At 71.8% G+C, this 14,317-nt stretch carries 14 protein-coding genes; 1 reads left to right on the forward strand and 13 read right to left on the reverse strand.

The window, feature by feature from the left end; genetic code table 11:
- Positions 1-207 precede the first annotated feature (207 nt).
- On the forward strand, positions 208-1,500 hold the full coding sequence (locus ACFYW9_RS02565; protein ID WP_389143696.1) for a Rieske 2Fe-2S domain-containing protein: 1,293 nt from the start codon (positions 208-210) through the stop codon (positions 1,498-1,500).
- Between the two features lie 61 nt (positions 1,501-1,561).
- Here the strand turns inward: ACFYW9_RS02565 and ACFYW9_RS02570 are convergent, their stop codons facing one another.
- The 13 genes from ACFYW9_RS02570 to ACFYW9_RS02630 all read right to left on the reverse strand — a co-directional run bounded on the left by ACFYW9_RS02570 (position 1,562) and on the right by ACFYW9_RS02630 (position 14,314).
- Positions 1,562-2,776: an MFS transporter gene (locus ACFYW9_RS02570; protein ID WP_351864706.1), complete on the reverse strand. Its 1,215-nt coding sequence runs from the start codon at positions 2,774-2,776 to the stop codon at positions 1,562-1,564.
- A gap of 408 nt (positions 2,777-3,184) precedes the next feature.
- Positions 3,185-3,757 carry a transcriptional regulator gene (locus ACFYW9_RS02575; RefSeq protein WP_351864703.1) on the reverse strand — a complete coding sequence of 191 codons (573 nt, stop codon included), beginning with the start codon at positions 3,755-3,757 and terminating at the stop codon, positions 3,185-3,187.
- 90 nt (positions 3,758-3,847) lie between these two features.
- Entirely contained in the window at positions 3,848-5,509 is a 1,662-nt protein-coding gene (locus ACFYW9_RS02580) for a helix-turn-helix domain-containing protein (protein ID WP_389143701.1), read from the reverse strand.
- On the reverse strand, positions 5,506-5,820 hold the full coding sequence (locus ACFYW9_RS02585) for a helix-turn-helix domain-containing protein (RefSeq protein WP_389143704.1): 315 nt from the start codon (positions 5,818-5,820) through the stop codon (positions 5,506-5,508). The genes ACFYW9_RS02580 and ACFYW9_RS02585 overlap by 4 nt, the downstream gene beginning before the upstream one ends.
- A gap of 453 nt (positions 5,821-6,273) precedes the next feature.
- Positions 6,274-6,597: a DUF5132 domain-containing protein gene (locus tag ACFYW9_RS02590; protein ID WP_389143707.1), complete on the reverse strand. Its 324-nt coding sequence runs from the start codon at positions 6,595-6,597 to the stop codon at positions 6,274-6,276.
- Positions 6,598-6,709: 112 nt separating this feature from the next.
- Positions 6,710-7,852 carry an alpha/beta fold hydrolase gene (locus tag ACFYW9_RS02595; protein ID WP_389143710.1) on the reverse strand — a complete coding sequence of 381 codons (1,143 nt, stop codon included), beginning with the start codon at positions 7,850-7,852 and terminating at the stop codon, positions 6,710-6,712.
- Positions 7,853-8,110: 258 nt separating this feature from the next.
- Positions 8,111-8,860 carry a thioesterase II family protein gene (locus tag ACFYW9_RS02600; protein WP_389143713.1) on the reverse strand — a complete coding sequence of 250 codons (750 nt, stop codon included), beginning with the start codon at positions 8,858-8,860 and terminating at the stop codon, positions 8,111-8,113.
- 408 nt (positions 8,861-9,268) lie between these two features.
- Entirely contained in the window at positions 9,269-9,676 is a 408-nt protein-coding gene (locus tag ACFYW9_RS02605) for a DUF5132 domain-containing protein (RefSeq protein ID WP_389143716.1), read from the reverse strand.
- Positions 9,677-9,805: 129 nt separating this feature from the next.
- Complete coding sequence (locus ACFYW9_RS02610; RefSeq protein ID WP_389143719.1) at positions 9,806-11,566, reverse strand: DUF885 domain-containing protein; 1,761 nt, start codon at positions 11,564-11,566, stop codon at positions 9,806-9,808.
- A gap of 278 nt (positions 11,567-11,844) precedes the next feature.
- A complete protein-coding gene (locus ACFYW9_RS02615) occupies positions 11,845-12,033 on the reverse strand; it encodes a hypothetical protein (protein WP_351864683.1) in 189 nt (62 codons plus the stop codon).
- A gap of 32 nt (positions 12,034-12,065) precedes the next feature.
- Positions 12,066-12,809, reverse strand: a complete 744-nt coding sequence (locus ACFYW9_RS02620; RefSeq protein WP_389143723.1) for an SRPBCC family protein — start codon at positions 12,807-12,809, stop codon at positions 12,066-12,068.
- Positions 12,810-12,839: 30 nt separating this feature from the next.
- The gene (locus ACFYW9_RS02625) at positions 12,840-14,087 is read right to left on the reverse strand and encodes a cytochrome P450 (protein WP_389143726.1); all 1,248 of its coding nucleotides are present in this window, start codon (positions 14,085-14,087) and stop codon (positions 12,840-12,842) included.
- Between the two features lie 11 nt (positions 14,088-14,098).
- Positions 14,099-14,314 carry an MbtH family protein gene (locus tag ACFYW9_RS02630; protein WP_389143729.1) on the reverse strand — a complete coding sequence of 72 codons (216 nt, stop codon included), beginning with the start codon at positions 14,312-14,314 and terminating at the stop codon, positions 14,099-14,101.
- Positions 14,315-14,317 lie beyond the last annotated feature (3 nt).

The following is a 14,317-nucleotide window of genomic DNA, read 5'->3' on the forward strand; positions in this document are numbered from 1 at the left end:
GCACCCCCGCGGTTGACGGCCGTCGCGCACGCGGTGACGGTGGTCAGGTGGAGCCTCGCCGCGGCGGGGCTGAACCGCCTACCGCCGTGGGGTGAGTTCCCTGGACGGGGTGGCGACGTGGCGGGTCGCGGAACGTGAGCGCGCCGCGCGGTCTCCCCGCTGCCGCACGACGCGAACTCGCGCCCCGAGTGCAAGGGAGCACCGCACATGACCGAGGCCCGGCACGACCGCCCCGGACCGGACCGCCCTTCCGCCTCCCGCCCGGGGGCTTCGGTACCGCACCTGCCGCACCACTCGGACAGCCGTCCGGCGGCCCGGCCCGGAACGGTCTCCGACCTCCGCCGTGTCGGCATCTCCCCCGACCACTGGTACCCGGTGGCGACCTCGCGGAAGGTACGGCGCAACCGGACGTTCGCGGCCGTCTTCGCCGGTGAGCGGATCGTGCTGTACCGGGGGCGCAGCGGTGTCGTCCACGCGCTGGAGGACCGCTGCGCGCACCGTCAGGTGCCACTGAGCATGGGCGTGGTCGAGGGTGACATCCTGCGTTGCTGCTACCACGCGTGGGCGTACCGGGGCGACGGGCGGATCTCGCAGATCCCCTACCTGCCCAAGGGCTGCGAGCGGCCGCCGCGCGGGGTGCGCTCGTATCCGGTCCGCGAGGCCTACGGCCTGGTCTTCGTGTTCCCCGGCGACCCGGCGCTCGCCGAGGAGGCACCGTTCCCGTTCCTGCCCGAGTACCACTCCGCGACCCACCGCACCATGACGTTCTCCCGCACCGTGCGCTGCCACTACTCGTTCATGCACGAGAATCTGCTCGACATGAACCATCAGTTCCTGCACCGCAGTGTGCTCGGCCGGATCCGGCCGGAACTGCTGGGGTACGACGCCGGGCCACGGCACGTGGAGGCCCGCTATCTCTTCGTCCCCGCCGGAGGCCGCAAGGACCGGGGCGCGGGGCTGCTGTCGGCGGAGGGGATCGGGGGCCAGGACCGGCCCGATGTCATCACGATCCGCACCGAGTACCCGTACCAGACCCTGCGGGACGTCCCCGAGGGCAGCGACCTTCCGGTGTTCTCGCTGTGGGCCGCCTACGTCCCGAAGGACGCGGAGCAGCGGGTCAATCACGCCTACGGCCTGCTCACGATCGCGAAGCCGTCGGTCCCCGGGGCGCTCCATCTCGCCTGGCCGCTCATCCGCCGTTTCACCGAGCGGGTCTTCGCCCAGGACCGGATGGCGGTCGAGGCCGAGCAGCGCGCCTGGGACGAGCAGGGCGAGGACCACAACCACGAGGTGTTCCCGCTCATCCTCGACCTCCGCGACGTACTGCGCGACAACGGTGTGCCGCTGCGTCCGGAGCAAGCGTCCGGCTGTACGCCGTGCGGGATGGCCGCCCCGTCGCACCACTCCGCCGCCGGTGCGGGCGCCGCCGGTGCGACGGACCCTGCCGGACCGGCACCGTCCGCGGGCCCGGCCGTGGAGGGCGTCGGCAGGCCCGAGTAGTCCCGCCGGCCCGCCGGGCCGGATGCGCTGCCGGGGAGGGCGGCGCATCCCGGTCGACGCGTCAGTCCGCGGCGGGGACCGGCGTCTCCTGTCCGGCCACGGGCGACGCCTGCGTGATCACTTCGGAGCGCCGGTGGCCCCTCTCCATGAATCCGCCCGTGAACGCGAGTCCCAGACCGGCCACGGCGAGCGCGGCGCCGACCAGGTTGGGAGCCGCCCAGCCCCAGCCCGCCGAGATGACCAGGCCGCCGAGCCAGGCGCCACCCGCGTTGGCCAGGTTGAAGGCCGAGTGGTTGGAGGCCGCCGCCATCGTCGGGGCGTTCTTCGCCTTGGCCATGAGCAGCATCTGGATGGGGGTGGTGATGAGGGACCCCATCGCGCCGATGAACGTGATCGTCACCAGTGCGGGCACGGTGCTGTGGACCGCGAAGTAGAACACCACCAGTGCCGCGGCGAGCAGGACGAGTCCCCAGTACATCGTCGGACGCAGGGCGCGGTCCGTGAGCGGTCCGGCGATCAGGGTGCCGAGCGTCATGCCGACGCCGTAGAGCGCCAGGACCCAGGTGGTCGAGGAACCGGAGAGGCCGGTCACGTGCGTGAGCATCGGCACGAGGTAGCTGTAGACGGCGAAGAATCCGCCGAAGCCCACCACGGCCGTGGCCAGACCGATGGCGACCTGCTTGTTGCCCATGGCCCGCAGCTCGTGCCGGATGCCGGACTGGTTCCCGCGCGGCTGGTGCGGGACGAAGGCGGCCAGGGCGGCCAGGGCGACGAGTCCGATGACGGCGACCGCGCCGTAGGCGGAGCGCCAGCCCAGGTGCTGGCCGAGGGCGGTGGCGGCCGGAACGCCGATGATGTTGGCGATGGTGAGGCCGAGGAACATCTTCGAGACGGCGCGTGCGGCCCTGTCCGGTGCGACCAGGCGCGAGGCGACGACGGCGCCGACGCCGAACAGCGCGCCGTGCGGCAGGCCGGCCAGGAAGCGGGCGGCGAAGAGGGTGCCGAAGTCGGGGGCGACGGCGGACGCCACGTTGCCGATCACGAACAGCCCGGTCAGGAGCAGCAGCAGCCGCTTGTGCGGGACACGCGCGCATATGCCCGTCAGCAGCGGCGCGCCGACGACGACACCGAGCGCGTAGGCCGACACGACGTTGCCGGCGTGCGGTACGGACACACCGATCCCGTCGGCGATCTGGGGCAGCAGCCCCATCGTGGCGAACTCGGTCGTGCCGATGCCGAACGCGACGACAGCCAGGGCCAGCAGAGCCAAGGGCATGGTGCAGGAGAACCTTTCGAAGACAACGGGCCGGGGACCGGGGAGCGGGGCGATGCGATCTCGCCCGCGGTTTCCACGCCCCGTCGCGCCGGGCATCGAGACCCGGAGCACCCCGGGAAGAGGGTGAGCCCGTAGGGAGTGCAGCAACGGCGCGAGGGCATCCATTCCAAGATCGCCCCGCGGTATGCGGCATCGGGCCGGGCCCCGTCCCCCGGCTGCGGCGGTCGGCCCCGGCCGGTGAGCAAGGGGCAAGAATAGCCGCTGCGGCCACGGCCTCGTCCGGGCAGGGGCGAGGTCGGACAGGCGCGGGCGGGGCCACGGCTCGGATGCGTCACGGCTTGCCCGCACGGGCTCGCGACGGGCCGTGTCGTTCGTGCGCGGCGCCAGGGCCTCGGTGCACGACCCCTGTCAGGCGGCGAAGCCTACGTTGGTGACGTACTCGTACTGGCCCCACTGGCTGCCGAGGTCGACGACCTGGTCCACCCACGCGTCGTCGAGTTCCTGCTCGTCCCCGGCGGCCCAGGCGGCGACGATGCGGTCCCAGCGGCGCACGTTGAGGGTGCGGAACTCCACCACCCGCTGGCGCGGCCGGTCGACCTGGGACTGGTTGAGCGGGTGGATCTCGACCCGGGTGCCCCGGCCCGCGCGGTTGAGGCGGGCGGTCAGATAGCGGGCGACGTTCTCGCGCCGCACCGTCCGGTACACCCGCTCGATCCGCTCCAGGTTCTTCTTCGACGGCGAGCGCGTGCCGTCGAGCCAGGCGCGCAGGGTGCGGCCGGTGACGGTCAGACCGGCCGCGCGGGCCGCGGCGCGGGCGTGGTCGGTGCGGGTGAGGTAGTGCAGGCGGGCGAGCAGGCCGCGGCGTGCGGTGACGGGGGTCGCGATGTAGCCGGCGAGGTCGTCCAGCCGGCGGGCGACGGCCTCGTGACCCCTGAGGCCGCGGGCGCCGTACTTGCCGAACTCGATGTTCCGCTCTGGCATCGTCTCTTCCGGTCCTCGGGTAGGTGGATCACTGTACGGGCCGACGCGGGCCGTGCGCAGCCGAGCGCGGGCACTACGCGGGGACAGGACTCAGGGACGGTCTTCCGGGGGCCGCGCGGCCTCGGGCCCCTCGGCGCCGACGGTGTAGACGTCCTTGACCTTCACCTCGGTGAGGCCCCGGCCCTCGGCGAACACCGCACGCCAGTCACCGACGACGTGCAGTTCGTCGGTGCCCATGGCGCGGACCACCATGAGGCCTTCGTCGTAGGCGCGGTGGGCCTTCCACCACAGGTTCGTGAACGCCTGGGAGCGGATGGTGTGCATCCAGTCGGTGCGGTACAGCTCCCGGTTGTAGTTCGACTCCCCCAGTGTGGAGACGAACTTGGAGTACATCTGCTTGACGTACTCCAGCGTCACGTCGTCGTCCTCGGCGATCGCCCGGTCGCGGGCGTCCTTCAGCGCGACACGGAACTTCTCCAGCAGGCCCTCCGTCGCTCCCGAGGTCCAGGACTCGTGGATCCGGGGCGGGTCGCACAGCGCGTGCTTCGGGCCGGACAGGCGCAGCAGCAGACGCAGGACGGGCTCGGTGACCCACAGGGGGCCGGGTTCGTCGCGGTGGCCGATCGGGTTGGGCAGGACCGCGTCGTGGTCCCAGTCGGGCGGGGTGATCAGGTGGACGCCGGCGCGGCGGCGGTCATGGTGGTCGCCGGTGGAGTGTTCGAGCTGCCCGATCGGCAAGTGGGTCTTCAGTGCCGACAGGTAGGCGCCGTTGATGTCGAGGGCCGTCACCTCGTGCGGGCCCGCGGGCAGCTCCGGGCGGGTCCACTTCGGGCGGGCCTCCCAGATCTGGTCGGCGCCGCGCGCGGTCTGCTTGCGCAGGATGTCCGGGAGCCACGGGTGAGCCACGATGTCGTACCGGCCGCCCCTGCGGGTCTGGTCCAGCAGCGCCATCGCGTCCGGGATCGCCCGCTTGACCAACGCGGCCGTCGCCGCCTCGGCGTCGCCCGCGTGCTGGGCGAGGACGGCCGCGACCGCGGAGCCGATCGGGTCCGGCACGTCGGAAGCCGCCTGCGCCCGACGGCCGACGGGCACGACTCTCACGCCGGACGGCTCCTGGTCATGCCGTCCGCCGCGTGCCGGCTGCCGTACAGCCTGCCGGGACACGGGCTTCTCCGGCTTGGCCGGTTCCATGGCCTGTACGGGCTGCGCGGGCTCGGGGAACTGTACGGGCTCGGCGCTCTGTACGGGCTCGGCGCTCTGTACGGGCTGCGCGGGCTCGGGCGTGCCGCATTCGGCGGGGTCCAGATGCTGGGGAAATCCCGCGAGCTGGTGGCGGGCGGGCTGCCCGCACAGCACGCACGGCCGGGGAGCGGCGAGCACATCGTCGTCGTCCCGCCCGGAGTCCTCGCCGGTCCCCGCGGGAACCTCGGCCCGGCCCGGATCCTCCCCGTCGTCCTCCGCCTCGGTGTCGTCCGGCGGCTCTTCGTCCGGGGCGTCGTGTGCCGTCGGTCCGGCCAGTCTGTCCCGCGCTCCCTCGATGAAGTACGCGTACTTCTCCCGGACTTCGCCGCTCGGGTCGCGTCCGGACTCCCAGCCTCCGACGGTGGAGGCCGCGACGCCGAGGGCGCGCGCGAGCTGGGCGCGCGAGAGGTTCAGTGCTTCACGCAGCGCGCGCCGTTCCCCGGCGGGCGGAAGCGGGACCTCTTCCTTCACTCCGGCGAGCAGGGCGTCGATCGCGTCGAAGCCGTTCATCGCGCTCCCCTCTCGCGCGCCACGGCCGCACGGGGGGCACTGGTGTGGCGGCGGGGAACACGACGGCGGCCGGCGGGCAGCGCTTCCGTGGCCCTGGTCGGTCCCGCCAGGAGTTCCAGTACGTCGATTCCGTAGTGAGCGGCGACCGCCTCACAGTCGGCCAGACTCCAGGCCGCGGTGCCGGACTGACGCCGGCTCACCTGAGCCTGGCTCACCCCCAGGGCGGCGGCGAGGTCGGTCTGCGACTCGCCCGCCGCGTGCAGGAGTGCCGCCAGCGCGGCCCGCACCCGCTCCTCGAGGCTCATACTCATGACGTCGAGTCTAGCGTTCCCAGCTCATCTCTGATGCGTCATACGCATGAGGATGCCCACCGACGCACACGAGCGCCCGCGTTCCCGAAGGACGCCGGGCCGGCGGAGCGGGCGCCGGGCACGGAGGTGCCGGTGCCGTCCACGCGGATGTCCTTGAAGCGGACGCCCCGGATCGCGTACTTGCCCTTCACCGGGAAGTCGGAGACGAGCACGGCCGCGTTGCAGGTGTCGTCGGGGAAGCGGTCGCCGACATGAACTCACCGATCCGGAGCGGGAGTTACTCGCTCCGCTCATACCGCGTGCCGCGACGGGACGGCCGCGTGGTGTCGGACCGGCAGGTCGTCAACGGGATGGTCTGCCCGCGTCCGCCGTCGCCGTCCGGGCGCTCCGGGTACGGACGCCGACCGGCTCGAAGTCGAGCGGGCCTTCAGCCGGACGCGGCACCGTGCGCCGTCACCTCACCGCCGGCGCCACATCACCTGTGCGAGCCGAACTCGCCATCTTCTCGGCGGCCGCCAGGGCGGTGAGGCCCTGGATCTCCTCCCCGGCCTCGATGACCGCACGCTTGACTTCAAGGGTCAGGCCGACCGACGTCTTGATGACGCCTCGCACCAACGGTTTCGCCACTCTTTTGGCCAGAGGCGCCGCAATCACGCCGACGAGGAAGGGAGGAACAGCAGGGAGCATGTGTGAACCCTCTTCTTGTGTACACAGCACGACTGCCGACGCCGCACGAGCCGATACCGTCTGGCCGACAAAGCCGGGCAGGAATTTCACCCCCCACCAAAAACACGATAGTCGGACCTCGGCCGCCGCGCCCGTAGACGCCGACGCTGTTCATTCGGTCGGGTGGAAGCCCGCCGGAGCGGGCCGTGGCTGCGCAACGGGATCAGAACGGCTTCGGCGCCCCCGGCCCGCACTGGTCCAGCAGCGAGTCCACCACCTGCACAACGAACTCGGGTACGCGGTCCGGGAAGTCGTGGCCGGTTCCCTCCGGGGTGTAAACCCTCCGCCCCCTGCTGGAGGCCGCGAGGAACCGTTCTCTCACGGTGAGGAAGAAGTGCCGGACCCGGGCGCTCTCCTGCGGATCGTCAACCGCGTCGAAGATCTCGCCACCGCCCGTCAGATCGCGTGGCGCCACGAGGAGGAGAGGCAGCGAGCCGAGTTCGCCATCGTGTACGGCCGTCTGCCAGCCGTCTCGGGTGATGCCGTCCGGTGACAGCTCTCGCAGGATCGACGCCGCGGCGCAGCTCGCCTTGCTCCTGAGTTCGATCATGGTGAGAACCTGCGTCGGGTCATCGGAGGTGTGTGTCTCCTTCTTGCCCGCGAGAGGGTGGAGGCCGAAGAGGTGACGCAGCGCGAGGACGGTCTGGTCCCTCGGGGCACGTCGCAGGGCCGGAAGCGCCGGGCCGAAGGCGACGGCATCGGGCGGGGTGGGATCGAGCAGCACCAGACCGGCCACCAGGTCAGGGCGGCGCCTGGCGGCGTTGGCCATGAGCAGCCCCCCGAACGAGTGCCCCACGAGGACGTAGGGCCCTTTTTCACCGGCCCGTTCCAGCGCCGTGAGCAGTTCGACGGATTCTGCCGCCGTCGTGCGCGGGAACGGACCCGGGTCGCTCCAGCCGGACCCCGGACGGTCCACCAGGACCGAACGCATCTGTTCCCGCGCCAGCGCGTGCAGCCGGTACATGGCGTATCCGCCGGCATGGCCGCCCGGCATCCAGACCACAGTGGGCCTCGGCCCGACGTCTCCCTCGGCCAGGACGTGCATGCGGTAGCCGCCCACGTCGACCATTCGCCCGGGTGGCGGGTACCTCACCCGTACCCGGCCCACATGCACCAGATGGCGGAACGACCCGAGACCGAGCGCGAGGGCCACGGCCCACAGCACACCGCCGGGAATCCGCCGGCCGGTACCCCTGGATACACACCGCGCGCCCGCGGCCGCCGGCAGCAGAGCGATGCCCAGCCCGGCCCAGTCCCGGCTGAGCAGCCGAAGTATCGCGTCGGCGGCACGTCTTCCCGGTCGCATGGTCCTTCTCCGTCCCGGCCTTCGCGGCCGCTGCCGGGGACACCGCACGTCTCAGCGCCCGGTACGACCATCGTCCCCTGGGAACCCCGCGGGCGCCATGCGCGGTGCCGGGACCCCGCCTTCCGTCACAGCGGGGCAGCCGCCGACACCGTACGGCCCCGCCAGGAGCCGACCGCGCACGGTCCGGGAGCTGTGGGTGTGTGCCGTGGACTTCCAGGTTCTCGATACGGGCGTTCGCCGTCGGGCCTGACCGGCGCCTCACACGCGCGTGAGGCGTGCGGCCACGTCCGCGACCACTTCGGTCTCCCGGGCTGCGAGGTAGAAGTGGTCCCCGGGGAACGGGCGCAGCTCGAAGGAGCCCGGGGCGGTGAGGCCGGACCAGGCGAGGACCCCGTCGAGCACGCAACTCGGGTCGTCCTGGCCGACGTACGCGGTGATCGGCGCCTTGACCGGAGCCGGATTCGGGGGGTGGTAGCCCTCGATCAGCCGGTAGTCCGAACGGAGGGCGGGCAGCAGCAGGTCACGCAGCTCCGGGATGTCGTAGGCCTCCGAGTGCAGGTCTCCGAGGTGCCGGACGTGGGTGATCAGGGTTTCGTCGTCGGCGTCGTGCAGCCTGGCGTGTTCGGCCCGTTGGGGAGCTTCGTGTGCGGAGACCAGCAGGTGCGCGGGGACGATGCCCCGGGTCTCCAGTCTCAGGGTCACCTCGTAGGCGACGCAGGCGCCCATGCTGTGCCCGAAGAGCGCCAACGGCCGGTCGAGATGGGGCCGCAGTGCGTCCTCGATCGTGTCGGCCAGGGTGGCCATGTCCTCGATGCAGGCTTCCGCGAGCCGGTCCTGGCGGCCGGGGTACCGCACAGCGAGCACCTCGACGTCCTCCGGCAGCAGCGCGGGCCAACCGTGGAACAACTGTGCCGTGCCGCCGGCGTGCGGGAAACACAACAGTCGGAGCCTGGGGTCCGCCGCACGCGGGTGGACACGGAACCACTTCTTCGCGTCGGTCGCCGTCATCGCCGACGGATCCCGCGCAGGTACGGGGAGCCGAGCTTGGCGAGAAAGGCGGGAAGCCGCTCCATCGCCTTCGTGGATACGTATGCGGGTCGCACGGTGTGGCGCGGGCGATCGGTCACGACGGGTTTGCAGGCACCGCCTTCCTGAATGAATTCCGGGGAATACAGGGGGATTCCGGTCGCAGACATCTGACCTGCCTCCATCAGGGTGTCGTGATGGTCGATACGGCGCGGCCCACCATGCCGCCGGTGGCGCGGCGGTCTCACGCGAGAGGCCGGGACTTGAAAGTCTCGACCGGTTACGCAGACGAAAACGTGGGCGTGGCATCGGGACGAGACAGAACCACATGGAGAGTCTATGGGCAGACTCAGCGAGCCTTGGCGGCGCACGAAGAATCGACGGGCGGACTCAGTGCGCCTTGGTGGCGACCGAACCGTCTCTACGGGCCTTGGCGGCGGCCGAACCGGCGCTACGGGTCTTGCCGACGGGCTTGGCCTGACGGCCGGTCCGCCCCTCGTGGGCCCCTGCCGCTGCGCGCGCCGACTTGGCGGCCGCTCCGGCCCGGCCCGCGGTGCCGTCCTCCGGGGCGCGGACGCCGTGTCCGGATCCCGGTGCCGTCTGGGCTGCGAGCACCTCGGCGGTCGCCTCGGCGGCGAGATCATGGATTCCCTCGCCGGCTTCGTGGACGGCCTTCTTGACCTCGATTCCCAGGCCCACCGACGCTTTGACGACCCCTCGCACCAAGGGCTTGCCCAGCCTCTTCACCAGGGATGCGGCGATCAGACCGATCAGGAAAGGAGGTACTACAGGCGGCATGGCACAACATCCTTCTCTTCTGTCGAGGAGATGATGATCAGATGGACGCACTCCGCTTCAGCGGACCCGCACACTCCATCACAGAGAGTATCCGAGGCCGGGCAAGCGGCTACGAACTCCCCGCGGCTTTCACTCATTCGAGTAGAGCGGCTTTCCCTGGAATTCCGTTCGGCCGTATGCCCCGTGCAGTTCTCTCGCCACCCGTCGGCGCAGGACGGGAAACGGCAGCGCGCCGCCGGCCAGAACGGTCTCGTGAAAGGCGCGCACGTCGAACGCGGCACCGGCGTCACGTTCGTATGCCGTCCGCAATGCCGTGAACTCCGCATGACCCGCCCGGTACGTCAGCGCCTGTCCCGGCAGATCGGTCGCGTAGCGCAGCGACTCGGTCGTGATCTGTCCCTCGGACTCGGCTGCCGCGTGGGCGCGCATGAAGGCGCGCGCCTGCTCCAGCGTCATCGTCCCGAGGTTGAGGCCGGTGTCGACGACGAGGCGCTGCGCGGTGAACCGTTCATGGGCCAGGCGTCCGTACGCGTCCCACGGGTCGTCGTACAGCCCCATCTCCCAGGCGAGCCCTGCCGCGTACTCCGCCCAGCCCTCCTCGAACCCGCTGAAGGCGGACAGTTCGCGTCGCAGGTCGGGCAGCGCGGTGTTCTCGGCCTGGCGGGCGAGGTGGAAGTGATGTCCGGGCGACAGCTCGTGGTAGATGAGCGCGGCCGCGCCGAGCAGTGACCGATGTGCCAGGTCCGAGGCGTTGTAGCGGTAGCGTCCCACCGGTTGCGCGGCGGTCGGCGCTTCGTAGTAGCCGAACGTCATCGACCCCTCCAGCGCCGGGTCGAGGCGGGCCACGTCGTAGGGGGCGCGGGGCAGGACCGCGAACCAGCGCGGCAGCAGCGGCGTGAGGCGGTCGAGGTGTCCGCGGTAGCGGGCTTCGACCTCCTCCGGGGTGGCGGCGTACAGGCGCGGCTCGGTCGTAAGCCGTTCGTGGAACTCCGCCTCCGTCCCCGCGAAACCGAGCGTGTCGCGCATCTCCCGCATCCGCTCGCCGAGTTCGCGGCAGTGCTCCCGGCCGAGTTCGTGGAGGCGTTCGGGTGGTGTGTCGCCGGATGTGTACGTCCTGACGAAGGCCCGGTACGCCGCCTCGCCTTCCGGGTAGCGGGCCCAGCCGACGGCCCCCGGTGCCCGCCGGAGGTAGTCCGGGTCGCCCACGAGGGCGACGAGGCGGTCGAACGCCGGCTCCAGTTCGGTGGCCACGAGCCGCTCGACCGTGTCGCGCAGGTGCCCCCGGCTCGCCGCGTCGAGCCGGGTGAGCCGCTCGGCGTCCGCCCGGACGTGCCGTGCCGACGAGGCCCGCAGACGGGTGAGTGTGGTGTGGACGCCGGTCAGGGCGGGAGCGGGGATGTGAAAGCCCCGCTCCGCCTGCCCGGCGACCTTGTCGCCGATCGTCGCGACGCAACGGACCAGGTCCCGTACGAGGGTCACGTACCGGTCCGCGTCGGCTCGGTGCTCGAAGCGGAACGGGCGGAAGACGGTGTCGCCGTATTGCTGGAGGCGGAAGAGCTGGTACGGCGTGGCGGTGGGGGTGAGCCAGTGGAAACGTCCCGCCTCCGCCTCCTGTTCGGCCAGTGCCCGGAGGAAGCCCGCCGTGTCGGCGGCGGGACCGGACAGCTCCGCCGGTCGCAGCGCGCGCAGCCGGTTCAGCACCCCTGCCGCGAACCCGGCGCGCTCGTCGGCCTCCCCCGCGGACACCCCCGGCAGCGACTCGACCGGCAGCCCGCGGCGTGCGCGCAGCGACGGCTCGCGTGCGAGCAGGAAGTCCCAGTACGAGGTCGCGAGTCGGTCGATCTCTCGCGCCGTCGAGCCGTCCGGGGAGCCCCCTGGATTGATGACCATGTCGCCAGTGTGCGCCTTGAGGTGACGCAGCGTAAGCAACGGGGCCGTGAACCGCGCGTCGGGCGGTCTCACTCGGGCGGGGGGAATGGTCCCGCATGGGAACACACCGGCGTCGTCGTCGGCCTGGGTGCTTTCTCCCGCGGACGGCCTCCGGCCGAGGGTGCTGCCTCTCGGACCGTCATGAGCTGGCGTCCGGCCGTCAGCGCCCGTTCACGGAGCCGGTGCCGTCCGGCGGTCGATGTGCGGGACGGCACCGGCCTCATTGATCCGCAAGCGGTCTACCAGCGGCCACGTGCCGACGCCGAGCCGAGCTTGGAACTCAGCACCGACAGGAAGGCCGGAAGCCTGGCCACCGCGGATTCGGGAACCGGGGTGACTTGTACCGTGTCCCGCACCACGTCCTGCACCACGAGCTTGTAGGTGCCGTCTTCCCGGACGAGTTCAGCGGCGTAGAGCAGTGTTTCCACCAGAGGTCCTTCGGTTGTTGTCGTACGACGGGTCAGGCGCCGTTGAGCCAGGCGTTCCAGGCCTTGGTGGCCAGCTCCTCGTCCGCGTCCTCGGCGAACAGGTGGTGGCCCAGCCAGATCGGCCAGTTCCAGGAACTGCCGTTGAAGAACCGGTACAGCGCGTCCGGGCCCCGCAGGCCGACGAAGTCGGGGCTCAGCCAGTCCACGACCACCTCCGTCGGGCCGCCGTCCGTACCCGGGAGGTCGAGCGACAGCCGGTCGCCGACGGCCGCGTCGTCGTCGAGGCCGAGGCGCCGGCGCAGGGCGGCGAAGTCGGCGGGGTCCTCGGTGCGCTCGGCACGGGCGGCCCTGACGTAGACGGCGGGGCGGCCGGCGAAGTGCCTCAGGTACTCGGGGAGGGAGTGCTGGTAGAAGTCGACGTGCTTCTCGGCCGCGTCCGCCTTGGTGTCCCAGTTCCAGCTGTCGTCGACGACGCCCGTGTGCACCCAGTGGATTCCCATCCGCAGGTGGCTCGTGCCGCCGTCGGCCGGCTCGATGCGGTAGGTGAGCGTGTTGGAGAACCCGCCGTCCTGGGTCGCCCGGACCGCGAAGTGGTGCGGCGGCTCCCACGCCACGACGGTGCTGTCACCGCGCGTGGCCTTTCCGCCGACGCCCGGCTCGACCTCCATCGGGTAGAGCCAGCCGAGGTTGCCGGCACCTGTGGCGACCGCGTCCCAGACCTGTTCGGGCGTGGCGGGCAGGTCCTGTTCCCGGCGGACCTCGAGCTCTCGGGCCATGGCCATTTCTCCTTCGTCGTCGTTCATGGGTCAGTAGGTGAGCGGAAGCGCGGTGAGCCGCCGTTGCAGCGGGTTGGGCCGCCAGTCGAGGACCGCGCCGTCGGCCAGGCGCAGGTGCGGGAGCCGGCGGACCAGCGTGCCGACGGCCACCTCCGCCTGGAGCCTGGCCAGCGGGCCGCCGAGGCAGAAGTGCGGGCCGTTGCCGAAGCTGAGGTGCCGGTTGCCGGGGCGGGTCAGGTCGAGGCGGTCGGGGTCCTCGAAGCGCTCGGGGTCCCGGTTGGTCGCGGCGAGGAACAGGTACACCAGCTCGCCCTCGCGCAGCGTCCGCCCGCCGATCCCGACGTCCTCGGCGACGACCCGGACGATCGCCTGGGTCGGCGTGTCGTAGCGGGCGAGTTCCTCGACGGCGGTGCGGACCAGCGCCGGGTCGGCGCGCAGCCGGGCCAGTTGGCCGGGGTGGCGCAGCAGCGCGAGCATGCCGTTGCCGACCAGGTGGGTGGTGGTCTCGTCGCCGGCGGTGATCAGGACGAAGCAGGTGGACAGCAGCTCGGAGTCGGTGAGCCGGTCGTCCTGCGCCTGGGTGGCGACCAGGGCGCTGATGAGGTCGTCGCCGGGGTCGGCCCGGCGTCGGCGGACGAGCCGGGCGAGGTACTCCTCGTACTGCTCGATCGCCGCCTCGGACTTGTCGATGTCCTCGCTCAGCCGGCCGAAGCGCTGGAACCAGGTCTTGACCTGCGGGAGGTCCTCGGGCGGGATGCCGAAGAGCTCGCAGACGACGGACATCGGCAGCGGGGAGGCGACCGCCTCGATCAGGTCCATGGTCGGCCCGGCCGCGACCGCCTCGTCGATGAGCCGGTCGACGATCCGCTGGATGCCGTCGCGCAGGGCTTCGACGCGCCGGGCGGTGAAAGCCCGGTTGGCCAGCTTGCGCAGCCGGGCGTGGTCCGGCGGGTCGGTGTTGCTCATCACCCGGCCGAGCCGGTCGGTGAGCCGGCTGAAGGCCTTGAGGTCGCCGCCGAGCGCGCTGTAGGCGCGGGTCATCCGGTCCCGGTCGTTGGACAGCCGCAGGTCGCCCAGGGCGGCCTCGACGTCGGCGTACCGGGTGAGGTACCAGATGCCCTGGGCGCTGCGGTGGACCGGGTCCTCGCGGCGCATGCGGGCGTAGAACGGGTACGGGTCCCGGCGGGCCCCGGGCGTGAGCAGGGCCGCGGCGAGGTCGTCGGACCGGGCGAGGCCCGCGCTGTCGCGGGCCTCGTCGGTGGTGTCGGTCAGGTTCACTGCGAGCCGCGCTATCGCTGGGCGTTCATGGCGTCGGCGAGGCTCTTGGGCCGCATGTCGGTCCAGGACCGCTCGACGTACTCCAGGCAGGCGGCGTGGGTGTCGGGTCCGTGGGCGACGCTCCAGCCGTCGGGGACGTCCGCGAACTGCGGCCACAGCGAGTGCTGGTTCTCGTCGTTGGTGAGCACGAGGAAGGTGCTGTCCTGGTCCTCGAACGGGTTGGTCATGGG

Source organism: Streptomyces sp. NPDC002698 (assembly GCF_042888945.1).
Classification (GTDB): Bacteria; Actinomycetota; Actinomycetes; order Streptomycetales; family Streptomycetaceae; genus Streptomyces.